At 70.1% G+C, this 24,415-nt stretch carries 23 protein-coding genes; 15 read left to right on the top strand and 8 right to left on the bottom strand.

All coding sequences use genetic code 11. From position 1 onward, the window contains the following. Positions 1-65: 65 nt before the first annotated feature. Positions 66-779 (bottom strand): purine-nucleoside phosphorylase, encoded by a 714-nt coding sequence (deoD, locus tag RAC81_RS06905; RefSeq protein WP_375081665.1) that lies wholly within the window; start codon positions 777-779, stop codon positions 66-68. A gap of 197 nt (positions 780-976) precedes the next feature. Between deoD and RAC81_RS06900 the strand changes: the two genes are divergently transcribed. Next, the gene (locus tag RAC81_RS06900; protein ID WP_375081664.1) at positions 977-1,177 is read left to right on the top strand and encodes a hypothetical protein; all 201 of its coding nucleotides are present in this window, start codon (positions 977-979) and stop codon (positions 1,175-1,177) included. Positions 1,178-1,183: 6 nt separating this feature from the next. Here the strand turns inward: RAC81_RS06900 and RAC81_RS06895 are convergent, their stop codons facing one another. Further along, positions 1,184-2,218 carry an aromatic acid exporter family protein gene (locus RAC81_RS06895; protein ID WP_375081663.1) on the bottom strand — a complete coding sequence of 345 codons (1,035 nt, stop codon included), beginning with the start codon at positions 2,216-2,218 and terminating at the stop codon, positions 1,184-1,186. Between the two features lie 141 nt (positions 2,219-2,359). Here RAC81_RS06895 and RAC81_RS06890 point away from each other — a divergent pair, with 141 nt between their 5' ends. From RAC81_RS06890 to RAC81_RS06850, 9 genes are all read left to right on the top strand, one after another. Further along, positions 2,360-2,815, top strand: coding sequence for an SRPBCC family protein (locus RAC81_RS06890; protein ID WP_341935826.1), 456 nt, complete (start codon positions 2,360-2,362; stop codon positions 2,813-2,815). A 170-nt stretch (positions 2,816-2,985) separates the two neighbouring features. Next, the gene (locus tag RAC81_RS06885) at positions 2,986-3,228 is read left to right on the top strand and encodes a hypothetical protein (RefSeq protein ID WP_375081662.1); all 243 of its coding nucleotides are present in this window, start codon (positions 2,986-2,988) and stop codon (positions 3,226-3,228) included. Between the two features lie 68 nt (positions 3,229-3,296). Continuing rightward, a complete protein-coding gene (locus tag RAC81_RS06880) occupies positions 3,297-6,188 on the top strand; it encodes an AAA family ATPase (protein WP_375081661.1) in 2,892 nt (963 codons plus the stop codon). Positions 6,189-6,262: 74 nt separating this feature from the next. Then, complete coding sequence (locus tag RAC81_RS06875) at positions 6,263-6,466, top strand: cold-shock protein (RefSeq protein ID WP_050723174.1); 204 nt, start codon at positions 6,263-6,265, stop codon at positions 6,464-6,466. A gap of 178 nt (positions 6,467-6,644) precedes the next feature. Continuing rightward, complete coding sequence (locus tag RAC81_RS06870; protein WP_375081660.1) at positions 6,645-7,670, top strand: iron-siderophore ABC transporter substrate-binding protein; 1,026 nt, start codon at positions 6,645-6,647, stop codon at positions 7,668-7,670. Positions 7,671-7,697: 27 nt separating this feature from the next. Next, a complete protein-coding gene (locus tag RAC81_RS06865; RefSeq protein WP_375081659.1) occupies positions 7,698-8,741 on the top strand; it encodes a FecCD family ABC transporter permease in 1,044 nt (347 codons plus the stop codon). A gap of 5 nt (positions 8,742-8,746) precedes the next feature. After that, positions 8,747-9,808 carry a FecCD family ABC transporter permease gene (locus RAC81_RS06860; RefSeq protein WP_375082047.1) on the top strand — a complete coding sequence of 354 codons (1,062 nt, stop codon included), beginning with the start codon at positions 8,747-8,749 and terminating at the stop codon, positions 9,806-9,808. Beyond that, positions 9,805-10,605, top strand: a complete 801-nt coding sequence (locus RAC81_RS06855) for an ABC transporter ATP-binding protein (RefSeq protein ID WP_375081658.1) — start codon at positions 9,805-9,807, stop codon at positions 10,603-10,605. Before RAC81_RS06860 ends, RAC81_RS06855 begins: the two co-directional genes overlap by 4 nt. Beyond that, positions 10,595-11,551: a siderophore-interacting protein gene (locus RAC81_RS06850; RefSeq protein WP_375081657.1), complete on the top strand. Its 957-nt coding sequence runs from the start codon at positions 10,595-10,597 to the stop codon at positions 11,549-11,551. The genes RAC81_RS06855 and RAC81_RS06850 overlap by 11 nt, the downstream gene beginning before the upstream one ends. Before the next feature lie 103 nt (positions 11,552-11,654). On the opposite strand, the gene RAC81_RS06845 is transcribed toward RAC81_RS06850, so the two are convergent. Beyond that, entirely contained in the window at positions 11,655-12,497 is an 843-nt protein-coding gene (locus tag RAC81_RS06845; RefSeq protein WP_375081656.1) for an alpha/beta fold hydrolase, read from the bottom strand. Positions 12,498-12,593: 96 nt separating this feature from the next. On the opposite strand from RAC81_RS06845, the gene RAC81_RS06840 reads away from it, so the two are divergent. Further along, the gene (locus RAC81_RS06840) at positions 12,594-13,154 is read left to right on the top strand and encodes a TetR/AcrR family transcriptional regulator (RefSeq protein WP_375081655.1); all 561 of its coding nucleotides are present in this window, start codon (positions 12,594-12,596) and stop codon (positions 13,152-13,154) included. 322 nt (positions 13,155-13,476) lie between these two features. After that, positions 13,477-14,274: a tryptophan-rich sensory protein gene (locus tag RAC81_RS06835; protein WP_375081654.1), complete on the top strand. Its 798-nt coding sequence runs from the start codon at positions 13,477-13,479 to the stop codon at positions 14,272-14,274. A 116-nt stretch (positions 14,275-14,390) separates the two neighbouring features. Here RAC81_RS06835 and RAC81_RS06830 read toward each other — a convergent pair whose 3' ends face one another. Both RAC81_RS06830 and RAC81_RS06825 read right to left on the bottom strand, forming a co-directional pair. Next, complete coding sequence (locus RAC81_RS06830) at positions 14,391-15,059, bottom strand: response regulator (RefSeq protein WP_375081653.1); 669 nt, start codon at positions 15,057-15,059, stop codon at positions 14,391-14,393. Further along, positions 15,056-17,572: an ATP-binding protein gene (locus RAC81_RS06825; RefSeq protein WP_375081652.1), complete on the bottom strand. Its 2,517-nt coding sequence runs from the start codon at positions 17,570-17,572 to the stop codon at positions 15,056-15,058. The genes RAC81_RS06830 and RAC81_RS06825 overlap by 4 nt, the downstream gene beginning before the upstream one ends. Before the next feature lie 176 nt (positions 17,573-17,748). Between RAC81_RS06825 and RAC81_RS06820 the strand changes: the two genes are divergently transcribed. After that, a complete protein-coding gene (locus RAC81_RS06820) occupies positions 17,749-18,927 on the top strand; it encodes an SLC13 family permease (protein WP_375081651.1) in 1,179 nt (392 codons plus the stop codon). A gap of 8 nt (positions 18,928-18,935) precedes the next feature. Here RAC81_RS06820 and RAC81_RS06815 read toward each other — a convergent pair whose 3' ends face one another. Beyond that, a complete protein-coding gene (locus tag RAC81_RS06815; RefSeq protein ID WP_375081650.1) occupies positions 18,936-19,517 on the bottom strand; it encodes a GNAT family N-acetyltransferase in 582 nt (193 codons plus the stop codon). 93 nt (positions 19,518-19,610) lie between these two features. Between RAC81_RS06815 and RAC81_RS06810 the strand changes: the two genes are divergently transcribed. Further along, complete coding sequence (locus RAC81_RS06810; protein WP_375081649.1) at positions 19,611-20,444, top strand: sugar phosphate isomerase/epimerase family protein; 834 nt, start codon at positions 19,611-19,613, stop codon at positions 20,442-20,444. 6 nt (positions 20,445-20,450) lie between these two features. On the opposite strand, the gene RAC81_RS06805 is transcribed toward RAC81_RS06810, so the two are convergent. Continuing rightward, positions 20,451-21,269, bottom strand: a complete 819-nt coding sequence (locus RAC81_RS06805) for a helix-turn-helix domain-containing protein (protein WP_375081648.1) — start codon at positions 21,267-21,269, stop codon at positions 20,451-20,453. Between the two features lie 94 nt (positions 21,270-21,363). On the opposite strand from RAC81_RS06805, the gene RAC81_RS06800 reads away from it, so the two are divergent. Further along, complete coding sequence (locus RAC81_RS06800) at positions 21,364-22,215, top strand: phytanoyl-CoA dioxygenase family protein (RefSeq protein WP_375081647.1); 852 nt, start codon at positions 21,364-21,366, stop codon at positions 22,213-22,215. 168 nt (positions 22,216-22,383) lie between these two features. On the opposite strand, the gene RAC81_RS06795 is transcribed toward RAC81_RS06800, so the two are convergent. Next, on the bottom strand, positions 22,384-24,348 hold the full coding sequence (locus RAC81_RS06795) for an APC family permease (RefSeq protein WP_375082046.1): 1,965 nt from the start codon (positions 24,346-24,348) through the stop codon (positions 22,384-22,386). Between the last annotated feature and the right edge of the window lie 67 nt (positions 24,349-24,415).

Here is a 24,415-nt window from a genome sequence, read left to right as displayed (position 1 = left end):
AATCGCTTGACTGGCAGCTCCGACGCCCTGAGATCTGCAATTTACGCGATTCGAAAGGGCGGGCCTCAGACCGAGGTCGCGGCGCGCAGCGCGATGCGGATCATGTCGCCGAACGTCTGCTCCCGCTCCTGCGCGGTGGTCTCCTCGCCCGTGACGATGTGATCGGAGACCGTGCAGATCGCGAGAGCGCGGCGCTCGTAGTACGCGGCGAGCGTGTACAGGCCGGCGGCCTCCATCTCGACGCCCAGCACCCCGTGCTTCACGAACGGCTCCGTGAGCTCGGGGCGGGTGCTGTAGAACTGGTCGCTCGGGAAGAGCAGCCCCACGTGCACGGCCGAGTCGATCGGCTCGGACTCGCTCGCCTCGACCGCCGCGCGCAGCAGGCCGAAGTCGGCGACAGGGGCGTAGTCGAGGCCGTGGAACCGCACTCGGTTGATCCCGGAGTCCGTGCACGCGCCGTTCGCGATGACGATGTCGCGCACCGCGAGCTTCTCGGTCAGCGCCCCGCACGACCCGACGCGCACGATCGTCTCGACGCCGTAGGAGTCGAACAGCTCGTTCGCGTAGATGGCCATCGACGGCTGCCCCATGCCCGACCCCTGCACCGAGACGCGGTGTCCCTCCCAGGTGCCGGTGAATCCCAGCATCCCGCGGGTCTCGGAGTAGAGCTCGGCGTCCTCGAGGAAGGTCTCCGCGATCCACTTCGCCCGCAGCGGGTCGCCGGGGAAGAGGGCGACGGGGGCGATCTGACCGGGCTCTGCGGCGATGTGCGTGCTCATCAGCCCAGCGTATTCGCGCCGACCGGCCCCTTTCCATGCCGCCCACCCCTCTACGGCCGCACAGAAGAGGGGTGGCTCGCACGGAAAGGGGTGGCTCGGCGCAGGAGAGGGGGGCGCGGCGGTTGTCAAGACCGCTGCCACCTCGCGGCGGCGCCGATAATGTCGCACGAACATCGACCAGACCGAGAGGACCGATCATGGGCATCGACAACATGGGCACCGAGAACGACGGCATCGACACCGACCGCACCGACATCAGCTCCGAGCCGTCGCCCGGCGCGGAGGAGAACGACAACCTCGGCACCGAGGACAACAAGAGCGACCCGCCGCGAGAGCTTCCGTCGGACGGCGATGACGACGGTCGGCACAGCAGCGACATCGAGGCCGAGCGGGACTGACCGCGCTCAGTCCTCGTCGACGAGTTCTCCGCGGATGCGGCGCAGGTCCTCCATCAGCGAGCCGATGAGGATCCAGTGCGCCGACGACGGCGGACGGATGACGAGGGGCGCCGTCAGCGCGGGGATCGTCGAGGTCAGGGCCTCCGGTTCCCGCGCCACATCGGCGATCTGCACCGCGAGGCGCACGTCGTGCCCCGCGCGCCGCAGCTGGTCGGCGATCGCGGCGACGGCGGGCTCCTCGCCGATCGAATCGTCGTAGTGGTCGAAGTACGCGCGCGTCATGCCGATGGTCTGCGTGACGATCGGGGTGAGCTTGTCGAGCAACGCCCGCATCTCGGCGAGATCGACCCGGTGCGTCGAGCGGCGCGGGTTGAGCGTCAGCGACTCCTCGCCGGCGGCGATCGATGCCTCTGCCGCGTCACGCATCGGCCGGAGCAGCCGCACCTCGAGCATGAGCTCCTGCAGCTGTGCGGGGGATTGGGGCTCGGGCAGCGCATCGGCGAGACGATCGAGGCTCGCGGCGAGTTCTCCCCCGAGCAGTCCGAGGTCGCGCTTCGCGGGGGCGACGAGCACCGGCGGCACGATGAGGGCGTTCACGACGATGCCGATGGCCACGCCGATGAGGGTCTCGAAGATCCGCGCGAGGGCGTAGTCGGGGGTCGATCCGAGTGCCAGCACGAGCATCGCCGAGATCGCGACCTGGTTGCCGGTGCCCGGGGTCGCGCGGAAGACCCACGCCACGAGCATGGCGACGACGATCGCGAGCAGCACGATCCAGCTGGGGGAGCCCAGCAGCAGACCGAGGGCGACGGCGATCACGACGCCGACGATCACTCCGATGCTGCGTTCGAGCGCCTTCGACAGCGACTGGTTGATGCTCGGCTGCACGACGAGCAGCGCGGCGATCGCGGCGAACACGGGCAGTTGCCCCGGCACGACCCATCCCGCGAGCAGCCAGGCCGCGATCGTCGCGGCGGCGGACTTGACCACCTGCAGCAACGGCGAGCGCTTCGAGGCGCGGATCGCGGCGGGGATGCGCATGGCTCCACGCTACTCGGCGGTCGCTTCGGCATCCGGCCCCTTGCGCTCTTGCCCCGCACCCTGTCAACCCCTTCGCATCCGGACGGGGAAGGGCGTCGAATAGAGGCACGGAACACAAGTCGAATCAGTGAGGAGCATCACATGGCGCAGATCATCGAGACCATCGACGTTCACGTCCCCGTCGACGTCGCCTACAACCAGTGGACCCAGTTCGAGAGCTTCCCGGAGTTCCTCGACGAGGTCGAGTCGATCGTGCAGATCGACGACACGCACAACCGCTGGAAGGTGAACGTGGGCGGCGCGACGCGCGAGTTCGACGCCGAGATCACCGAGCAGCACCCCGACGAGCGCGTCGCGTGGAAGAGCACGGGCGGCGACACCGAGCACGCCGGCGTCGTGACGTTCCACAAGCTCGAGGACCTGACGACGCGCGTCACCGTGCAGATCGACTGGGAGCCGGAGGGCCTTCTCGAGAAGGTCGGATCGCTCGTCGGCGCCGGATCGCACGCCGTGAAGAAGGACCTCAAGAACTTCAAGGAGTTCATCGAGAAGCGCGGGGCCGAGACCGGCTCGTGGCGCGGCGACGTGGACGCCTGACACCCGCATCACCCGACGAGGCCCGGACTGCAGCAGTCGCTGCGTCCGGGCCTCGTCGCGTGCGGGCGGGGCGCGGCTAGGGTGCCCACGCCAGAAAGATAGGGCATCCTCCCGATGCCGGAGGTCGACCTCAGAGCGGAGTGTAGGGACATCCCAACCGAGGAGATGTCATGTACGAGCACCCGTACCTCAGCTATCAGGTCACCGAGTTCGACCGGCAGCAACTGGAGCGCGCCGCCGAGCGCCGCCGCTTCCTCGCCGAGCACGCCGACCAGATCGTCCCCCGGCCGGCGGGTCCGCTGCGCCGGTTGATGGGAAGGATGCTGCACGGCTCCGCCGCATCGCGCGAAGGCGGGAAGGATGCCGTCGCCGCCCGCCGCGCCGCGCCCTGCGAACCCGCCCCCGCGCGGTGACGCCGACCGAGCCTCTGTCGACGGCAGCGGCCCTGCCGGATGTCGGAGGGGAGTGGCACGATGAGTCCATGCCCCCGTCCGCTCCGAGCACCGCGATGGTCGGCCGTGAGGCCGAATCGCAGGTCGTGCGCGCGGTCTTCGAACGCTCGCTCGAGGGCGCCCCGGTGGCGCTGCTCGTCGAGGGGGAAGCGGGCATCGGCAAGTCGCGACTGCTGCGCGAGTTCGCAGCCGACGTCGCGAACCGTGCCGATGTGCACGTCGGATGGTGCCTCGACCTCGGGGCGTCGCGCACGCCGTTCGGGCCGCTCGTCGGCATCCTGCGCTCGATCGTGTCGCAGCTGGGCGCCGAGAGCGTTCGCGCGCAGCTGGGGGTCGGCGCCGAGGCGCTCGGGATGCTGCTGCCCGAGCTGAACCCCACAGAGCGCAGCCAGACGAGTCCCGACCGGGTGCGCGATGCGATCGCCGCCCTCATCGAGGTCGCGTCCGAGCGCAACCCGCAGGTCCTGATCGTCGAAGACCTGCACTGGGCCGACGATTCGACGCTCGCGATCCTCGCCTTCCTGCTGCGCACGCTGTCGCGCGGACGCATCATGCTGCTGCTGTCGTGCCGCAGCGACGACGTGCGCCGAGGCGATGCGGTGAGCTCCTTCATCGGCGAGTCGACGCGGGCGCGTCTGCTCGAGCGGGTGCAGGTGGATCGCCTCGACGCGGTCGCGGTGCGCCAGCTCGCCGAGGCGATAACGGGTCAGCCGCTGAGCGACACCGCGATCGAGCGCATCCAGGTGCGGGCGGAGGGCGTGCCGTTCTTCGTCGAGGAGATCGCGGGATGCGCGACCGGGCCGCTCCCCGGAACCCTGCGCGACCTGCTGCTCGCGCGGTTCGACCGTCTCGGCGACGAGGCGCGGCGCGTGGTGCAGGTCGCCTCGGGGGCCGATCGGGCGCTGAGTCACCCGACCATCGCCGCGCTCGCCGGCCTCGCCGACGGGAGGCTCGACGAGGCGATCCGCGAGGCGACTCAGAGCGGCATCCTGATCGTGGTCGACGACGAGTACCGCTTCCGCCATGCGCTGCTGCGCGAGGCCGTTCATGACGACCTGCTGCCGGGGGAGCGGGCCCGGCTGCATCGCGCGTACGCGGAGCTCCTGGAACAGTGGGGCGCCGGCGCGGCGAGCGGCGAGGCAGCGGCTCTCGCGTATCACTGGCAGCTCGCGCAGGATCCGCAGCGGGCGCTCGCGGCGGCGATGACGGCGATGGTCGATGCGAAGGCACGGTTCGCCTTCGCGAGTGCCGCGCGGTTCGGCGAGCTCGTCCTCGACCTCTGGGCGCAGGTGCCCGATGCCGCGGAGGTCGTCGACGTCCCGCGCCTGGAGTTCCTGCGCTCGCTGGGCTCGGTGCTGCGCAACGCAGGAGACGGGGAGCGCGCGCTCACCGTGGTGAACCTCGCACTGTCGGAGGTCGACCCCGCGGCCGTCGACCCGCGCACCCACGCGCGCCTGCTGCGCGACAAGGCGTATTACACGATGAACCTCGGGCGCAACGGGTCGGTTCCGCTGCTGCAGGAGTCGCTCACCGTGCTCGACGGCCGCGTCGACGACGATCGACTGCACGCCTCGATCCTCAACCAGCTCGGCAGCCGGTACATGGTTGCCGGGCGCCTCTCCGACGCGATCGACATCGCGACGGAGGCGGAGGGTCGCGGCGAGGCGGCGGGCTCGGACGAGGAGATGTCGATCGCGGCGAACATCCGCGCGGCCTCCCTCGCGCATCTGGGCAGGGTCGCCGAATCGCACGAGCAGTACGCGCTGGCGCTCGCACGCGCGAACACGACGAACGCGGAGCTGCGGTACCGCGTCAACTACTCCGACCTGCTGGGTCTGCTCGGGCGCTACCGCGACGCGGTCCGTGTGGCCGAGGAGGGGATGGAGAGAGCCCGCGAGTACGGCGTCGAGCGCACCACCGGTGCGATCATGACGCAGAACATGGCGGTGCCTCTGCTCGAGATGGGCGAGATCGAGCGGGTCGAGGGGATGCTGGCGCGCGAGCTCGCGCAGGCGACCCTGCGCATCTTCCACGCCTACTCCACCATGACGCGGGTGCGTGTGCTGTCGTGGCGCGGCCGCCACGTCGAGGCCGCCGAGATCGTGCGCGAGTGGCACCCGGTGTTCGCCGAGGCCGGGGTCGACGAGCGGCAGATCTGGTACGACGAGATCATGATGCGCCTCTCGGTCGCCGAGAGCGGGGGAGACCTGCGGGCCGCGCTCGACGAGGTCCGTGCCATGCTCCGCGACGACGGCCCGAGGCTGCTGCACGAGCGTCGCCTGATGCTCGAGGCGGGGTGGCTGATCGCCGAGCTCCGGGCCACCGGCGAGGCGGTCGACGACGCGGTGTCCGAGGTGCGTGACGCCTGGCTCAGCCAACCCGAGCAGCTCCTCGACGACGCCTGGTGGAGCATCCTCTCGGCGCTGTTCGATCCCTCGGTCTCGGCCTTGCAGGCCGCCGTCGACCTCGCCGACGGCGACGACGTGCCGGTGACCTTGCGTGTCATGACCCGCCTCGAACTCGCCCGGACGCTGGTCGACGTCGGAGACCGGACGGCCGCGGCATCCGTCCTCGACGTCGCCCGGCGCACCGCCGAGGACCTCGGACACGTGCCCCTCGGACGCACGGTCGCCGAGTTCGGGCATGCCGCCGGGCTCCGCATGTCCGACGGCCCACACGCCGCCACCATCGAGTCGGGCGACGTCGAGCCGCTCACCGCGCGCGAGCTCCAGGTGCTCGAACTCATCGCCGAGGGGCTCAGCAACCGCCAGATCGCCGAGCGCCTCTTCATCAGCATCAAGACGGTGAGCGTGCACGTGTCGGCGGTGCTCCGCAAGCTGGGCGTGGCGAGCCGCACCGAGGCTGCCGTGCTCCACCGCGAGAACGTCCCGACCGTTCGTCAGCCCGCCGTGATACGTTGACGGAGTGTGCGCGCCGGATGATCCGGTGCGGCACGGGCCGCTTCAGCGGCCGTATCAACAGAAAGTAGAAACACATGGCCACTGGCACTGTGAAATGGTTCAACGCGGAGAAGGGTTTCGGCTTCATCGCTCCTGATGACGGTTCGGAAGACCTCTTCGCTCACTACTCGGCTATCGCCGGCTCCGGTTTCAAGGAGCTCCGCGAGAACCAGAAGGTCGAATTCGACGCTGAGCGTGGCCCCAAGGGCATGCAGGCGGCGAACATCCGCGCTCTCTGAGCACGCGCTGACTTCCTGAAGCCGGCCGGATCCTCACAGGATCCGGCCGGCTTTCTGCATCCTCGCGCCTCGGCTCGAGATGAGGGTCGCCTTACTTTCTGTTAGATTAGGCCAGGCTTACCAAAGCCCCGGCGCCCTCGTGCGCCCTACCCTCCATCTCCAACCGAAGGGAACGCCTGTGCGCACCTCCCGTCTCCTCGCCGCCGGTGTCGCCGCGGCGCTCGCCGTGGGCCTCGCCGCCTGCTCCACTCCGTCCGGTGGCGACTCCGACTCCGCCGGGAGCAACCCGGCCGACGACGGCGCCTTCCCGGTCACGATCGAGCACGTCTACGGCGAGACGACGATCACCGAGAAGCCCGAGCGCGTGGCGACGGTGGCGTGGGCGAACCACGAGGTGCCGCTGGCTCTCGGCATCGTGCCGGTCGGCATGAGCAAGGCCACGTGGGGCGACGACGACGACAACGGCATCCTGCCCTGGGTCGAGGAGAAGCTCGACGAGCTCGGCGGCGAGACCCCTGTCCTGTTCGACGAGTCAGACGGCATCGACTTCGAGGCCGTCGCCGACACGCAGCCCGACGTGATCCTCGCCTCGTACTCCGCGATCACCCAGGAGGAGTACGACACCCTCTCGAAGATCGCTCCGGTCGTCGCGTACCCCGACATCCCCTGGGGCACGACCGTCGACGAGATGATCGAGATGAACTCGAAGGCCCTCGGGCTCGAGGACGAGGGCGACGCGCTCGTCGAGAAGCTGCACTCCGACGCCGAGGCCGCGCTCGACGCGCAGGGCGACCTCAAGGACAAGAAGGCGATGTTCTTCTTCGTCGACCCGACCGACCTCAGCCAGATCGGGTACTACACGCCGATCGACCCCCGCGTCGGCTACCTGAACGAGCTCGGGATGCCGCTCTCCTCGCTGCTCGAGGCGGATGCCGACACCGACCAGTTCTACCTGCAGGTCAGCGCGGAGGACGCCGCGAAGTTCGACGACGTCGACCTCATCATCACCTACGGCGACGACTCGACGCTCGCCCTCCTTCAGGCTGACCCGCTCCTGTCGAAGATCCCCGCGATCGCCGAGGGCCGCGTCGCCGTGCTGCCCGACTCCACCCCGCTGGCGGCATCGGCCAACCCGACGCCGCTCTCCATCCCGTGGGGCATCGACAAGTACTTCGAAGCCCTGGCTGCGCCGCTCGCGCAGTGATCGTCCGCGCCATCCCGCTCTGATCCCGTGACCGCTGTCACCGCTCCCGCGCCGGGCATCGCAGATCTGCGACGCCCGGCGTGGCTGCGTACCATCTGGCTTCTCGCCGGGGTCGGAGTGCTGCTCGTGCTGTGCGCGCTGTCGGTGAGCTTCGGCGTGCAGGCCGTCACGCTCGACGACATCGGCGCAGCGTTCTCTGGACGCGCCGACACGATCGCCGAGGCGGCCGTCGTCAAGCGCATCCCGCGCACGGTGCTCGCCCTTCTCGTCGGAGCAGCCCTCGCGCTCTCAGGGGCGACCATGCAGGCGGTGACCCGCAATCCCGTGGCCGACCCCGGCATCCTCGGGGTCTCCAACGGCGCGTCCTTCGCCGTGGTGCTCGGCCTCGCGTTCCTCGGCATGACGAACCCGTACGGACAGATGGCGCTCGCGATCACCGGCGCCGCGCTGGCCGCCGCCTTCGTCTACACGGTGGGCTCGCTCGGTCGCGGCGGTGCCACCCCGCTCAAGCTGGCCCTCGCCGGCGCGGCGACCTCGGCCGCCTTCGCCTCCCTCATCAGCGCCGTGATGCTGCCGCGCGTCGACCTGCTGCAGGCCTTCCAGTCGTGGCAGATCGGCGGGGTCGGCGGAGCCGAGTGGCCGCGCATCGCGCTTACCGCGCCGGTGCTCGCGCTCGGCGCACTCATCTGCCTGGCGAGCGCGCGGGGAATGAACTCGCTCGCGCTCGGCGACGACATGGCCAAGGGCCTCGGCGAGCACGTGTTCCGCACCCGGCTCGTGTCGGCGCTCGGTGCCGTGATCCTCGCCGGCGCGGCGACCGCGATCGCCGGTCCGATCGGATTCATCGGGCTCGTCATCCCGCACGTGTGCCGGATGCTGATCGGCACCGACCACCGCTGGCTGCTGCCGTTCTCGGCGGTGGCCGGTGCGGCGCTGCTGCTCGCGAGCGACGTGATCGGCCGAGTCATCTCGCCATCGTCGGAGGAGATCCAGGTGGGCATCATCACCGCCGTCATCGGAGCGCCGTTCTTCATCTGGATCGTCCGTCGCCAGAAGGTGCGTGAGCTGTGAGCACCATGGACCGCACCGCTCCCCTGCAGATCTCGTCGCGCGACCGCATCGCCGCGATCGTCGCAGGGCGTCGCGCACGCCACCGCCGCCACGCGGTCGCGACGATCGTGCTCGGCGTCGTGCTGCTCACCCTGTTCACGCTCGCGCTCATGGTCGGCAACACGTTCTACCCGCTCGACGCCGTCGTGCGCGTGATCCTCGGCGAGACCGTGCCGGGCGCCTCGTTCACGGTCGGCGAGCTGCGGCTGCCTCGGGCCGTGCTGGCGATCCTCGCAGGCATCGCGTTCGGCATGGCCGGCGTCTCGTTCCAGACGCTGCTGCGCAACCCGCTCGCCTCCCCCGACATCATCGGCATCTCGAACGGCGCCGGCGCCGCCGCCGTGATCGGCATCATCGTGCTGTCGCTCGACGGTCCGCTCGTCTCCCTCATGGCCCTCGGCGGAGCGCTGCTCACCGCCGGAGCCATCTACCTGCTGTCGATCCGCGGCGGATTCGCCGGAACCCGGCTGATCCTCATCGGCATCGGCGTCTCGCTGATGCTGCAGAGCGTCATCTCGTACGTGCTGTCGCGTGCCGCGTCGTGGGATATCCAGACCGCGATGCAGTGGCTCACCGGCAGCCTCAACAGCGCCTCCTGGGAGCGTGTCGCACCCCTCGCGATCGCGGCGATCGTGATCGTGCCGCTGCTGCTGGGGCAGGGCCGGGCGCTGGGCGCGATGCGGCTCGGCGACGACTCGGCATCCGGACTCGGGGTGCGGGTGAATACGACGCGCGTGCTCTGCATCCTCGGTGCCGTCGCCCTGCTCGCGTTCGCCACCGCTGCCACCGGCCCGATCGCCTTCGTCGCGTTCATGGCCGGTCCGATCGCGGCCCGCCTCACCGGCCCCGGCGCGAACCCGCTGCTGCCCAGCGCGTTCGTCGGCGCCGTGCTCGTTCTCGGCGGCGACCTCATCGGCCAGTTCGCGTTCGGTGAGCGGTACCCGGTCGGCGTCATCACCGGCGTGCTCGGAGCGCCGTACCTCATCTACCTGCTCGTCCGCACCAATCGCTCGGGAGGCTCTCTGTGACCGAGTCGCACACCCTGACGGCGGAGTCCGTCACGCTCGCCTACGGCGACCGCACCATCATCGAGGGGCTCGATCTCGCCATCACCCCGGGCAAGATCACGACGATCGTCGGCGCGAACGGATGCGGCAAGTCGACGCTGCTCCGGTCGCTCGCGCGCCTGCTCTCGCCCACCGACGGTCAGATCGTGCTCGACGGGAAGTCGGTGCACGCCCGACCGACCAAGGAGGTCGCGCGCATCCTCGGTCTGCTGCCGCAGTCGCCCGTCGCGCCGGAGGGCATCGCGGTCGCGGATCTGGTGGGTCGTGGCCGGCATCCGCATCAGAAGATGCTGTCGCGCTGGAGCACCCACGACTACGAGGTGGTCGCCGACGCGCTCGACGTGACCGGAACCACCGAGCTCGCGGACCGCAGCGTCGACGAGCTCTCCGGCGGGCAGCGTCAGCGCGTGTGGATCGCGATGGCGCTCGCCCAGGAGACCGACATCCTGCTGCTCGACGAGCCGACCACGTTCCTCGACGTCGCGCACCAGGTCGAGGTGCTCGACCTGCTCACCGACCTCAGCGTCTCGCGCGGCACGACCATCGTCATGGTGCTGCACGACCTGAACCTCGCCGCCCGCTACTCAGACGAGCTCGTGGCGATGAAGGACGGACGCGTGCACGTCACAGGCACGCCGCAGGAGGTCGTCACGGCCGAGCACGTCGAAGAGGTCTTCGGCCTCGCGAATCAGATCACCACCGACCCGGTATCAGGAAAGCCGATGGTCACACCGATCGGGAGGCATCATGTCCGCTGAGACCACCACCGAGCGCCCCACCTACGTCCTGGCGCGCGCCGAGGTGCGCGCGGTCGACCGCGTCTCGCCGAACTTCGTGCGCGTGACGTTCGGCGGCGACGAGCTGTTCGAGTTCGGCACCCCCGGCGACGTGTTCGACTCGAGGATCAAGATCGTCTTCCCTCCGGCATCCGGCGTCCTGCCCGACCTCGACCGCGACACCGACAACTGGTGGGCCTCGTACCTGGCCGTGCCGGAGCACGAGCGCGGGTCGATGCGCACCTACTCGGTCCGCGAGCTGCGGGTGACGGACGCCAGCACCGAGATCGACGTCGACTTCGTGCTGCACCTCGCGCCCGGCCTCTCCGGACCCGCGTCGCGCTGGGCCGACGCGGCGGCCGTCGGGCAGGAGCTGTTCATCGTGGGGCCGCGGCGCGGCATCCCCGCCTCCGCGCACGGGGGAGCGGAGTTCGAGCCGGGCACCGCGGCATCCGTCGTGCTGGCCGGCGACGAGACCGCCGCTCCGGCCATCGCGCGCATCCTCGAAGACGCCCCGCGCGACCTGCGCGGGTGCGCGTTCATCGAGGTCCCGTCCGCCGACGACGTGCTGTCGATCGCCGCTCCCGCGGGCGTCGAGGTGCGGTGGCTGCCTCGCACGACCGAGCAGGACCACGGTCTGCAGCTGATCCCGGCGGTGCTCGAGTACCTCGGAGACGCGGATGCCGGTGACGACGTCGACGTGACCGATATCGAGTCCGAGGATCTGCTGTGGGAGACACCGGACTACTCGGGGCTCGGCGAGGAGATCGCGGTGGCGGATGCCCCGGCCGAACGCTATTTCTGGATCGCGGGCGAGAGCGGCGTCGTCACCACGCTGCGCCGCCACCTCGTGAAGGACCTCGGCATCGACCGCGGACAGGTGGCCTTCATGGGCTACTGGCGCCGCGGCGTCGCGATGCGCGGCTGACGGCCGGCCCCAGAGCAGGAACAACGCCCGAGATCAGGAGGATTCTGCGCGAATCCTCCTGATCTCGAGCGTTTGTCCTGTTCTCAGCCAGGTGTCGCTCGGGTTACTTCGCGAGGAAGCCCTTCAGTGCGGCGTTGACCTCGTCGGCGTGGGTCCAGAGCAGGCCGTGGGGCGCGCCCTCGACCTCGACGTACTCGGCCTCGGGGACAGCCTGGTGGAACCGGCGCGCGGTGGCGTCGATCGGCAGGATGTTGTCCTTCGTGCCGTGCAGGATCAGGGTGGGCTTGCCGGCGGCGGCCACGGCCTCGACATCGGCGCGGAAGTCCTCGATCCAGGCGGGGACCACGGCGTAGGCGGCGACGGGAGCGCTGCCGATCGCGACGTTCCAGCTGCCGGTGACGGCCTCCTGGCTGATGCGCGAACCGAGGTTCTCGTCGAGGTTGTAGAAGTCGTTGTAGAACTGCGTGAACCACGCGAATCGGTCGCCCTTGGCGGCCGCGGCGATGCCGTCGAACACGTCCTGCGGGACACCCTCGGGGTTGTCGTCGCGCTGCACGAGGAAGGGCTCGAGCGAGGCGAGGAACGCGAGCTTCGCGACGCGCTCGTGTCCGTACTTCGCGACGTAGCGGGCGAGTTCGCCGGTGCCCATCGAGAAGCCGACGAGCACGACGTCGCGCAGATCGAGGGTCTCGAGGACCGTGTTGAGGTCTGCGGCGAAGGTGTCGTAATCGTAGCCGGCGTTCACCTTCGAGGAGCCGCCGAAGCCACGGCGGTCGTACGTGATGACGCGGTAGCCCTGGTCGAGCAGTTCGCGGGTCTGGCGCTCCCAGCTGTGACCGTCGAGCGGGTACCCGTGGATCAGGACGACGGGCTGCCCCGACCCCTGGTCCTCGTAGTAGAGCTCGATCGGGGTGCTGTTCTCGTTTCCGACGGTGATGTAACCCATGATCCTGATCCTTTCGGTTCCGGTGAGAACGATCGTTCTCGCTCGATGTGACCAATCTAGAGAACGTTCGTTCTCGTGTCAAGTAAACTCTTGGGTATGACCGAAGAAGAGGCTCGCGAGCGCATCCTCTCCGCCGCCGAGGAGCTCTACTACCGCAAGGGATACACCGCCGTGGGCATGGACGAGCTGCGCGCGGCGTCCGGCGTGTCGCTGCGCCGGCTGTACGCCCTTTTCCCGGCCAAGGCCGACATCGTCACCGCTGTGCTCGCCCGTAAGCACGGGGAGTGGGAGTCCGGGTTGACCGGCGCAGTGGCGGATGCCGGGAGCGTCCCGCGCGACCGCCTTCTCGCCGTCTACGGCTACCTCGAGGACTGGTTCTGCACCGACGACTTCCGCGGCTGCGCGTTCATCAACGCCTTCGGGGAGCTCGGCGGCACGAACCCCGAGGTCGCCGAGATCGTGCGCGAGCACAAGGCGTCGTTCCAGCGCTACATGACCGGACTGGTGACGGATGCCGGCGCGCCGGCATCCCTCGCCGCACAGCTGTCGATCCTGGCGGAGGGCGCGCAGAGCACGGCCGCGATCTCGGGTGACTCGACCGTGGCGAGGCAGGCGCGGGATGCCGCAGAGGTGCTGATCGACGCCGCCGTCCGCTGACCGGCGCCCCGCGCTGCCGGCCTCACCCGCGCTGCCGGCCTCACCCGCGCCTCCGGCCTCACCCGCGCTGGCCTTACTCGCCCTGGCCTCACTCGCCCCGACCTCACTCGCGCCGGCCTCACCCGCGCCTCCGGCCTCACCCGCAACGGAGGAGATCTCTCGTAACGAAGGACGGATGCCGCGTGCGCGTCCTTCATTGCGAGAGATCTCCTGCGCAGCGCGGGTCGGCGCCACCACAACATTTAGCTAGCCAGGCTAGACGTTAGCCAAGCGAGCGTCAAGGGGCTGGGCGCCCGACGCGCGTGCGCGTACCGTGCCCAACATGGAATCCCGCTCGAAGGACATCGTCCGCCAGGCCGCGACCATCGCCGCAGTCGTGTTCATGCTGATCGCCGCAGCCGTCGGGTCGGGTGCCCTCGGCGGATCCTCCGTCGACGAGCTGCAGAACGGCGCGCTGTCGGCATCCGGCTCGTACCTCGCGCCCGCCGGGCCGGCGTTCTCGATCTGGTCGCTCATCTACCTCGGGCTCATCGCCTACACGGTGTGGCAGGCTCTGCCGGCGCAGCGCGACAACGAGCGTCAGCGCGAGACCGGCTGGTGGATCGCGGCGACCATGGTGCTCAACGGCCTCTGGCTCGTGACGGCGCAGTTCCTTACCCTGCCGCTGACGGTCCTCGTCATCGCAGTGCTCCTCGCGGCTCTCGCGCGGGTGATCGTTCTGCTCGACCGGCACAGCCCGCGCACCTGGCCCGAGCGGATCGTCGTCGACGGCGCGAACGGGCTGCACTTCGGCTGGGTCACGATCGCGACGGTCGCCAACGCCGCGGCCTGGTTCACGCAGATCGCTCCCGCCGACTGGGCTGAGCAGGCCGAGGTCTGGGCCGTCGCCGTGCTCGCCGTCGTGCTCGTGATCGGCGTCGCCACCGCGCTCGTACTGAAGCGGATCGCCCCGGCGCTCGCCACCGCCTGGGGGCTCTCCTGGCTCGCGGTCGGACGCCTCACCGGCGAACCGGACAGTGCGGTCACCGCGATCGCCGGGATCGTCGTCGCCGTGGCGCTGGTCATCGCCGGAGTCGTCGGAGTCCTGCGGCGCCGCCGCACGGCATCCGTCTCCCGCTGAAGCGCGCGCACCTCTTGCGGCCGAGGGAAACTTCTGCGGCCCTCTGCGCCGCTTCACGGCCGCGAAAGTCGCCCAACGCCGCAGAAGTTACGAGGGAAGCACGGCGAGCCTCAGCTTCAGAGCACGAGTCGGTAGCCCATCCCCGACTCGGTCAGCAGGTGCTCGGGCGTTCCGGGTTCGCGCTCGAGCTTCTTGCGCAGCTGCGACATGTACAGCCGCAGGTATCCCGAGTCGGCGACCTGCTCGCTGCCCCAGATCTCCTTGAGCAGGTCCTGCCGGGTGACGAGGGCACCGGGATGCCGGGCGAGATGCTCCAGCATCCGCCACTCGGTGGGCGTGAGGTGAACGCGCGCACCCGAGCGCGTGACCGTCTTGGTGGCGAGGTCGACGACGACGTCTCCGAAGCCGACGGTCGATTCGCCGGCCGGTGCCGCCCGCCGCGACAGCGCGCGAAGGCGGGCGAGGAGTTCGTCGACCTGGAACGGTTTGGTGACGAAGTCGTCGGCGCCGGCATCCAGTGCCTCGACCTTGTCGGCGGACCCGGTGCGACCCGAGACGACGATGATGGGCACGCTCGTCCATCCGCGCAGCGCCTGGATGACCTCGATGCCGTCGAGCTGCGGCATCCCCAGGTCGAGCATGATCAGGTCGGGGTGCGCCTGCGCTGCCGTCGCCACCGCCGCGGCACCGTCCGAGGCGACCACGACCTCGTAGCCGTGCGCCGCGAGCGTGATGCGCAGCGCACGCACCATCTGCGGGTCGTCGTCGGCGATGAGCAGCTTCACTCCGTGCCCTCCGTGTCGGCGCCGGCGAGCGGCAGCGAGATCACCATCGTGAGTCCACCGCCCGGGGTGTCCTCGGGTGTCAGGCTACCGCCCATGCCCTCGGCGAATCCGCGCGACAGGGCGAGCCCGAGTCCGAGTCCGGTGGTGTTGTCGGTGTCTCCGAGCCGCTGGAACGGCTGGAAGATCGCGTCGCGCTTCTCGGCCGGTATCCCCGCGCCGCGGTCGACGACCCGGATCTCGGCTCGCTCGTCGATCGCGCTCGTCGACACGAGCACGCGGCTGTGCGCCGGCGCGTGACGGCGGGCGTTCGCGATCACGTTCACGAGCACCCGCTGCAGCAGCACCGGGTCGGCGGTCACCGCGGAGAGCTTCGGGTCGAGTGCGAGCTCGACGTCGCTCGGACCGAGTCCGAGCTCGTCGACCGCCGCGAGCACGGGGCCCGCCACGTCGATCGGCATCGCCGACACCGCGAGGACCCCGGCCTGCACCCGGCTCACGTCGAGCAGATCGGTGACGAGCGTCGACAGCGTCGCGAGACTCTCGTCGGCCGTCGCCAGCAGCTCCTCGCGATCGGATGCCGACAGCGCGTGCGCCCCCCGGATTCCGCCGATCGCGGCGACGGCCGAGGCGAGCGGGCGCCGCAGATCGTGGCTCACCGCCGACAGCAGTGCCGTGCGCACCTGATCCGTCTCGGCGAGGGCCACGGCCTCCCGCGCCGTCGCCCGCAGGTCGGTGTGCTCGATCGCCGCCGCGAGCTGGGCGACGATCGCGTCGAGCAGTCGCCGGGCCGGGGTGTCGAGGGGTTCTCCGCTGAGCTCGAGGACCGCGGGTGATGCACCGCCCACCGCGACGCGGGTGACTCGGCCGTCGGGCACGGGTTCGCCGTCGCTCGCCAGCACCTCGCCGTCGGGTGTCAGGAGCCGCACGCCGGCCAGCCCGAACGCCTCTCGCGTGCGGCTCACGAGGGCGAGCACGGCGTTGTCGCCGCGGAGCACGTTGCCCGCGACCGCGGCGAGCAGCTCGGCCTCGGCGGCGGCGCGCTGCGCGGTGCGGGCACGTCGGGCGGCCTGATCGACGATGATGCTCACGAGCACCGCGATCAGCACGTACAGCGCCAGGGCGAGCACGTGCAGGGGGTGCGCGATCGTGATCGTGAACAGCGGCGCGACGAAGAGCAGATCGAGGGTGATGCCCGACAGCACGGCGGCGAAGACGGCCGGTCCGAGGCCGCCCACGAGCGCCACGACGACGACGAGCAGCTGGTAGGCGAGCACCTCGGCCGTGATCGACTCGGGGCTGCGGAACGTGAACATCACCCACGACAGAAGCGGCCCGACGACGAGGGCGACCGCGAATCCGAGCGCCTGTCGGCGCCAGCCCAGCGCGCCGCCGGTGATGCGCGGCAGACGCACGCGGTTGCCGGCGGCGGCGTGCGTGACGATGTGCACGTCGATGTCGCCGGAGCGGCGGATGACCTCGGCGCCGATACCCGGTCCGGTCAGCGCGGCGGCGATGCGACCGCGTCGGCTGACCCCGATCACGAGCTGCGTCGCGTCGACGCTCTGTGCGAACTCGACGAGGGTGCCCGGGATGTCGTCGCCGACCATCTGGTGGAACGTCCCGCCGAGCGACTCGACGAGCGAGCGCTGCGCCGCGAGAGCGCCCGGCGTCGCGTCGCGCAGTCCGTCCTGCGCGGCGACGTGCACCGCGAGCAGTTCGCCGCCGGCGGCACGCGCCGCGATCCGCGCACCTCGGCGCAGCAGGGTCTCGCCCTCGGGACCGCCGGTGAGCGCCACGACCACCCGCTCGCGCGCCTGCCAGGCGCCTTCGATGCCCTGGTCGGCACGGTAGCTGCGCAGCGCCGAGTCGACCTCGTCGGCGAGCCACAGCAGCGCGAGCTCGCGGAGCGCCGTGAGGTTGCCGAGGCGGAAGTAGTTCGACAGCGCGGCGTCGACGCGCTCGGCCGGATAGACCAGACCGGCGGAGAGACGGTCGCGCAGCGACTCAGGGGCGAGGTCGACGACCTCGATCTCGTCCGCAGCCCGCACCACGGCATCCGGCACCGTCTCCCGCTGCGCGACGCCCGTGATCTTCCTCACGACGGCGCCCAGGGACTCGATGTGCTGCACGTTCAGGGTCGTGACGACGTCGATCCCGGCGTCCAGCAGCACCTCGACGTCCTGCCACCGCTTCGCGTTCGTCGACCCTGGCGCGTTGGTATGGGCGAGCTCGTCGACGAGCGCGATCTCGGGATGCCGCGCGAGCACGGCATGCAGATCCATCTCCGTCACCGGCATCTCGCGGTGCAGTGCGGTGCGCCGGGGGACCTCGGGGATGCCGCCGGTCAGCGCCCCGGTCGCAGCGCGCCCGTGGGTCTCGACGAGCGCGATCACGACGTCGCGGCCCTCGTCGAGCATCCGTCGCCCCTCGGCCAGCATCTCGAACGTCTTGCCCACTCCGGGGGCTGCGCCGAGCAGGACGCGGAGCCTGCCGCGCGTGCCGGATGCCGCCATTCGCCCTCCCGCTCGTCGGCGCGGATCGGGCTCGGTCGTGCGTGTGCGCTCCGCGCCGAGGAGTCCCCGGTCCCGCCCTTGAATCCTAGACTCCGTGCCCTCGGCCGGCGCCCGTCGCGCCCCGGAGTGCACGGCCGTATGACGCGCTCCGCCGCCCCGGGCCGTACACTCACGAAGTGAGCGCGACGCGACGCCGGCCGGGGCCGGGCACCATCATCGTCCTGGTGCTCGTCGCCGTCGCCCTGATCTGCCTCGTCGCCGGCATCCTCCCGGCAGCGGACGCCGGGGCGCTCGGCGCGCGGATCACCCCCGTCCTCGGGTTCGTCGTCGCGATCACCATCGTCGCCGAACTGGCGCGCGATGCCGCGGTGTTCGACGTCGTCGCGCAGCGTCTCGCCCGTTGGGGACGCGGGCGCGTCGTCGCCCTCTGGGCCTCGGTCGTGCTGCTCGCGGTCGTCAGCACGGTGTTCCTGTCGCTCGACACGACCGCGGTCATCGTCACGCCGGTGGTCGTCGTGCTGGCGCAGAGCATCGGCGTCTCACCGCTGCCCTTCGCCCTCGCGACCGTATGGCTCGCGAACACGGCCTCGCTGGCGCTGCCTGTCTCGAACCTCACGAACCTGCTCGCCGCTCCGGCGATCGGCGAATCCCCGGCATCCTTCCTCGCGCTCAGCTGGGCGCCGACGCTCGTCGGCATCGTCGTGCCGGTCGCCCTGCTCACGATCGTGCACCGCCGCACGCTGTTCAGCGGATATCGGATGCCGTCGGCCGCCGCGCCGTCCGACCGCGTGTTGTTCTGGGGAGCCGCCGGCATCCTCGTCCTCCTCATGCCGCTGCTGGCGCTCACTCACGACGTGTGGGTGCCCGCCACCGTCGCCGCCGTGCTGCTCGTGGTGCTGTTCGCGGTACGCCGCCCGCACGTGCTGCGCCTGACACTCGTGCCGTGGCAGGCGATCGGACTCGCGACGGCGCTGTTCGTGCTCGTCGAGACCACGCACGCGAACGGCATCCTCGACGCGCTCTCCGCGCTGGCGACGCACGGGCACGACGTGGGTCGACTGCTCGGACTCGCCTCGGCCGGGGCGCTCGCCGCCAACGGCGTCAACAACCTGCCCGCCTACCTGATCCTCGAGCCGTCGGCATCCGACCCCGTCGCCCTGATGGCGCTGCTGATCGGCGTCAACCTCGGCCCGCTGATCACCCCGTGGGCGTCGCTCGCGACCCTGCTGTGGCACCATCGGGTCGTGTCACTGGGCGTCGAGATCCGCTGGCGCACCCTCATGCTGTGGGGCGCGGCCGTGGCGGTGCCGACCGTGGTGGTCGCGACCCTCGTGCTCGCTCTCGTCGCCGGCTGATCCGTCGCTCAGCGCGTCGCCCATTCCTCCGCGAGGATGCCGTAGTTCATCCCGTCGAGCCATTCACCCGAGCGATGCAGGGCCGTCTTGCGGCTGAACTCCTCGCGCCGCATGCCGAGCCGTTCCATGAGGCGCCACGACGGCTCGTTGTCTGCGAAGCATCCGGCATGCACGCGGCGCAGCCCGAGGGGTCCGAAGCACGCGTCGATGACCGCGCGGATCGCCTCCGTCGCATAGCCCCGACCCGTGTGCGCCGGATCGAGCACCCAGCCGAGTTCGGCCTCGACGCCCTTCGCCTGATCGGCGACCTCGAGCTGCGCCCATCCGTCGCCGATCCTGATCATCACGTCGCCGATCGGCCGCGGATCGCCGCTCTCTCCAGGGAGGAGCTCGACGAGGTACATCGCGGCGAGCCGATCGGCGTCGCGGTAGCGCTCGCGGAACGCCTCGCGTGTGTCGGGCGCGAGCCCCAGCCAACGGTTCACTTCGGGCAGGCGCCGCCACTCCCACATCACGTCGATATCGGCTTCGGTCATCGGACGCACCTGCAGTCGCTCGCTGCGGACGGGCCACACGTCGGTCGTGCTCATGCGATCAGCCTAGAATCCAACCGCGTGGCGCGAGAGTCCATGTGCGACGTCGGCGTCCGGGTCCATCCTGTCTCAGGGCCTGAGGAGACACCGATGATGACGCATCCGCTCGTGCTGATGAACGACTGGGCCGCGCCCGGTCCTGCGCCGATGTTGATCGATACGGCGCTGGCCAGGGGGTTCGACGGCGTGGAGGTGTGGTGGCCGAAGTCACCCGCCGCCCAGAGCGAGCTTGCGAGAGCGAGCCTCGCGACCGGGGCGGCCGTCTCACTGCTGGTCTCCGGCGGCGAGGGCGATCTCGCGACACAGCGACGGCTACTGGCCTCTCAGCTGCGCGCCATCGCCGACTCCGGCCTGAACCCGCTGCACGTCACGCTCCACGCGGGAAGGGATCACTGGCCGTCCCACCACCTCGACCATCTCGCCGAGGACGTCGTCGCGGAGCGATTCCGAACCGGTCTCGACGTCCTCGTCGAGACGCATCGTGCCCGGATGCTCCCCTCCGCGCACGAATCCGAACGGCTCCTCCGCCGGCATCCGGACCTTCGGATCACGCTCGACCTCTCGCATTGGATCGTCGTCGCCGAGTCTCTGCTCGGGGACCAGCCGTCGGCGATCGATCTGGCCGTCGAGCGTGCGGACCACGTGCACGCCCGCTTCGGGCATCCACAGTCTCCGCAGATCGACGATCCTGATTCACCGCGATGGGCTGCGGCCGTCGACAGGCACCTCGAGTGCTGGGATCGGGTGGTCGACAGGTTGCGGGACCTGGGTCGCCGACCGACGTTCCTCGCCGAGTTCGGACCGACGGACTACGCCACTCCCGACCCCCGCACCGGTGGTCCGCTCGGCGGCCCCGCCGAGCTCAACCTCTGGATGACGCGGCTGCTGCGCGACCGATACGCGAAGGGATCTGCGATCGTGTGAAACGGCTCAGAGGGTGGTTCCGTTGACGGCATCGGACGCTCCCGCCAGGCGCCGCTGTAGAGCGCGGAACCCCGCGGGAGGAACGCCCTCGCGGAAAGCGAAGATCCGCGAGAAGTACGCGGGGTCGTCATAGCCGACCGACCGCGCGATCGATTCGATCGACCGATCGGTCGAAGCGAGAAGATTCCGAGCCTGAGTGATGCGGGCGTTCACGATGAGACCGTGCGGCGTGAGCCCGGTGGCCGACTTCACGCGCGCGCGGAGTTCGGCCGGAGAGACTCCGAGTCGGCGGGCACGACCGGCGACCGACATCGTCTCGGATGCGTCGGCGGTCAGGGCGCGGACGAGAGGATCACTGCGGTACTGGTCGACGTCCTCCTCAGCGGACGCTGCGACCAGCCCCAGCACGATGGCAGACGCGGAGAGCTGAGCCAGTCGATCGGTCGCGGTGAGCAGCGAGGAGAGCTGACGGAAGCCCTCCGTCAGACCGGCGGGCATCCGGTGCAGACGGCGTACCGGGGCCCACCGGCTGAGGGCGGCGGCGTCCTCCAACGCGGTGGTCATCGCGCCGCCGAACAGCAACCAGTGCTCCGTCCAGCCGGACGGGGATGCATAGCCGTGCGGCACGGCCGGGAAGAGAGAGATCAGCGCCGGAGCCCGGACGTCCGAGGTCCGGCCGGAACCGTCGACATAGACGCCGGCGCCCTCCGAGACGAAGACGACGCCATGGCTGCGCAGGCGCCGATCGCGGAACCCTCCGTCGGCGCCGGAGAACTCGCCTGCCCCAAAGCACGCCAGACCGTCGTCGACGAGAGAACGATGCACAGTCGTGTACTCCGCCCACGCCTTCATGAAAGTCCAATCAGCTCGTCACGAGACTCCATTCTGTTCTGGAGCCCGCGAGATCATGATGATAGTCATGCACGTCTCGAACGGATATGTCCTCGACGAAAGTCCAGCCCGCCTCGGCCGGCTCGAACCGACGCCGATGTCGGAGCGCAGTGATCGCGAGGCCCTGTGGGCGCGGCTGCGCCGTGACGGATACCTGTATCTGACGAATCATCTCGACCCGGAGGTGGTCTGGGATTTCCGGCGGTACTACTTCGCCGCGCTCGCTGCGGCCGGTGTGACCGCGTCCGACACCGACCCGCGGGACGGCATCGCGGGTGACGGTCCGCTCGACCGCGGTGCGTACCGTCGCATCCTGTACGACGAGATCGTCCCGGGCGAGGAGTACCAGGCGCTCTGCGCCTCTCCGGCCATCAAGGACTTCTTCGCCTGGCTCTTCGAGGACGAGGTGCATCTGCACCGCCGCAAGATCATCCGCCACACCCTTCCCGGCGAGGCCGGCATCGGCACCGCCACCCAGGCGCACTACGACCTCGTCTACCTGCGCGAGGGCAGCGACAGGGTTCTGTCGATGTGGATCCCGCTCGGCGACACCCCGATCGACCGCGGCGGGCTCGCCTACCTCGAGCGCAGTCATCACCGCGTTCTGGCCGAGGAGGCGGCGGGAAAGCTCAAGCGTCCCGCGGCATCCATCACGGCGGACCTTCCCGCGCTCGCCGAGGAGTACGACTCGCGGTGGCTGCTCGCGGACTACGCCGCCGGCGATGTGATGATCCACTCGGCGCACATCATCCACGCCGGACTCGACAACACCGATCAGCACGGACGGATGCGGCTGTCGACCGACATCCGCTATCAGCGGGTCTCCGACCCGATCGACTGGCGCTGGCAGGACCACTGGCGCTGGGACGACGGTCTGTAGACGCCCGCCCCGGTGTCACGCCTCGGGCGGGCCCTCTCCCGAGTCCCTTCCCGAGACCCTGCGTCGAAACCCACCACGCGCGTCCAGACCCACCACGAACGACGTCGCGGGAGGTGGGCTTCGGCGGGGGTGGTGGGCCTCGGCGGCAGCCCGACGCCCGCCCCGGCATCACACCTCGGGCGGGCCCTCCGGCCGGTGCGCGCGGCGCCCGCTCACGACGACGGGACGCCCGGCGCGCTCCTGACCCGGCAGCGGACGCGAGCGGCGCCCGTAGATGAGCTCCGACGAGTCGAGCAGCCACGGCACGAGCGTGATCGTCACCCCGTGCACGAGCATGAGCTGATTGGCCATGCGGCGGGCGCGACGGTTGTGCAGGAACGTCTCCCACCAGTGCCCGACGATGTACTGCGGCAGGTACACGGTCACGACCGACGCACCGTGCTTCGCCCGGTACTGCTTGATGAACTGCGCCACCGGCTGCGCGAAGGCGCGGTACGGCGACTCGACGATCACCAGCGGGATAGGCACGAGGTGGTCGCGCCATTCCTTCTGCAGCTCGGCGACGTCGTCGGATGCCACGGCGACGTGCAGTCCGATCGTCTTGTCGTGCTTGGCGGCCACCGCGTAGTCGACGGCCTTCGCGACAGGCTTCTGCAGACGGTTCACGAGCACGATGGCGAGGTCGCCGGTCGACCCGAACTTCGTCGTGTCGTCGATCGCGATCTCGTGCTCGACATCGCGGTAGTACCGCTTCACACCCATCATGAGGAACGCGAGGATCGGGATCGCGAAGAACACCAGGTACGCGCCGTGCGTGAATTTCGTGATCGTCACGATCACCAGCACGAGCACCGTCAGCGTGGCGCCGGCGGAGTTGATGACGAGTCCGATCTTCGCCGAGCGGCGATCGGATGCCGAGGCGCCGTCGATCCCGGCATCCTTCGCGTCCTCCGCCGGCCTGCGCAGTACGCGCCGCCAGTGCCGGACCATGCCGATCTGTCCGAGTGAGAACGACACGAACACGCCGATGATGTACAGCTGGATGAGGGTCGTCAGCCGCGCCTGGAACACCACGAGCACGGCGATCGCGGCGATGCCGAGCACGATCATGCCGTTGGAGAACACGAGCCGGTCGCCGCGGGTGTTCAGCGACTTCGGCGCGTAGCCGTCGCGGGCGAGCACCGAGCCGAGCAGCGGGAACCCGTTGAACGCGGTGTTGGCCGCGAGCAGCAGCACGCACGCGGTCGCCGCCTGGATGATGAAGAACAGGATGCTGCCGCCGCCGAACGTCGCGGAGGCGATCTGCGCCATGAGGCTCGGCTGCGGGGTCGAGCAGTCGAAGCCGACCAGGTCGCAGGGGTTCTCGGCGTAGTGCACCCCGGCGATCAGTGCGAGGGCGGTCAGACCGGCGAACAGGCACGCGGCGATCGACCCCATCAGGACGAGCGTGGTCTGGGCGTTGCGGATCTTCGGGGTGCGGAACGCGGGAACGCCGTTCGATACGGCTTCGACGCCGGTGAGGGCGGAGCATCCGCTCGAGAAGGCGCGCAGGATGAGGAGGATCACGGCCGCCTGCCCGAGGTCCTCCGAGTGCACGGCGAACTCGGCGCTCGACGCGACAGGCGCATCGCCGAGGATCGTGCGGATGAGTCCCGTCACGATCATGAATCCGACCGATCCGATGAACACGTAGGTCGGGATCGCGAAGACGAGCGACGCCTCGCGCACACCGCGCAGGTTCACGATGATGATGAGGATCACGAAGCCGACGGCGAGCTCGACGCGGAGCGGGTCGAGACCCGGAACGGCCGAGATGATGTTGTCGACGCCCGACGAGACCGACACGGCGACCGTCAGCACGTAGTCGACGAGCAGCGCCGCGGCGACCACCACGCCCGGGATCTCGCCGAGGTTCTTCGAAGCGACCTCGTAGTCGCCTCCGCCCGACGGATACGCCTTGATGAGCTGCCGGTAGCTGAGCACGACCACGATGAGCAGCACCACGACCGCCGTGGCGACGAGCGGCGTGAAGGAGAGGAACGTCAGACCGCCGATGAGCAGGATCATCACGAGCTCCTGCGGCGCGTAGGCCACGGAGCTCAACGCGTCGGACGCGAAGATCGGCAGCGCCATCTTCTTGGGCAGCAGCTGATCGTCGACCTGCTGGCTCGTCAGCGGTTCGCCGATGAGGATGCGTTTG

It is taken from the genome of Microbacterium sp. CR_7, from assembly GCF_041954755.1.
Lineage (GTDB): Bacteria > Actinomycetota > Actinomycetes > Actinomycetales > Microbacteriaceae > Microbacterium.
This window is presented reverse-complemented; position numbering and strand designations above follow the sequence as displayed.

Bases quoted from the DNA above. Each gene is read 5' to 3' on its own strand.
- RAC81_RS06895 (WP_375081663.1), bottom strand. From the start codon at position 2,218: ATGCGCATCCCCGCCGCGATCCGCGCCTCGAAGCGCTCGCCGTTGCTG.
- RAC81_RS06860 (WP_375082047.1), top strand. From the start codon at position 8,747: ATGGACCGCACCGCTCCCCTGCAGATCTCGTCGCGCGACCGCATCGCC.
- RAC81_RS06800 (WP_375081647.1), top strand. From the start codon at position 21,364: ATGCACGTCTCGAACGGATATGTCCTCGACGAAAGTCCAGCCCGCCTC.
- RAC81_RS06815 (WP_375081650.1), bottom strand. From the start codon at position 19,517: ATGAGCACGACCGACGTGTGGCCCGTCCGCAGCGAGCGACTGCAGGTG.
- RAC81_RS06875 (WP_050723174.1), top strand. From the start codon at position 6,263: ATGGCCACTGGCACTGTGAAATGGTTCAACGCGGAGAAGGGTTTCGGC.
- RAC81_RS06795 (WP_375082046.1), bottom strand. From the start codon at position 24,348: ATGGCGCTGCCGATCTTCGCGTCCGACGCGTTGAGCTCCGTGGCCTAC.
- RAC81_RS06850 (WP_375081657.1), top strand. From the start codon at position 10,595: ATGTCCGCTGAGACCACCACCGAGCGCCCCACCTACGTCCTGGCGCGC.
- RAC81_RS06885 (WP_375081662.1), top strand. From the start codon at position 2,986: ATGTACGAGCACCCGTACCTCAGCTATCAGGTCACCGAGTTCGACCGG.
- RAC81_RS06835 (WP_375081654.1), top strand. From the start codon at position 13,477: ATGGAATCCCGCTCGAAGGACATCGTCCGCCAGGCCGCGACCATCGCC.
- RAC81_RS06825 (WP_375081652.1), bottom strand. From the start codon at position 17,572: ATGGCGGCATCCGGCACGCGCGGCAGGCTCCGCGTCCTGCTCGGCGCA.
- RAC81_RS06900 (WP_375081664.1), top strand. From the start codon at position 977: ATGGGCATCGACAACATGGGCACCGAGAACGACGGCATCGACACCGAC.
- RAC81_RS06890 (WP_341935826.1), top strand. From the start codon at position 2,360: ATGGCGCAGATCATCGAGACCATCGACGTTCACGTCCCCGTCGACGTC.
- RAC81_RS06810 (WP_375081649.1), top strand. From the start codon at position 19,611: ATGATGACGCATCCGCTCGTGCTGATGAACGACTGGGCCGCGCCCGGT.
- RAC81_RS06845 (WP_375081656.1), bottom strand. From the start codon at position 12,497: ATGGGTTACATCACCGTCGGAAACGAGAACAGCACCCCGATCGAGCTC.
- deoD (WP_375081665.1), bottom strand. From the start codon at position 779: ATGAGCACGCACATCGCCGCAGAGCCCGGTCAGATCGCCCCCGTCGCC.
- RAC81_RS06880 (WP_375081661.1), top strand. From the start codon at position 3,297: ATGCCCCCGTCCGCTCCGAGCACCGCGATGGTCGGCCGTGAGGCCGAA.
- RAC81_RS06840 (WP_375081655.1), top strand. From the start codon at position 12,594: ATGACCGAAGAAGAGGCTCGCGAGCGCATCCTCTCCGCCGCCGAGGAG.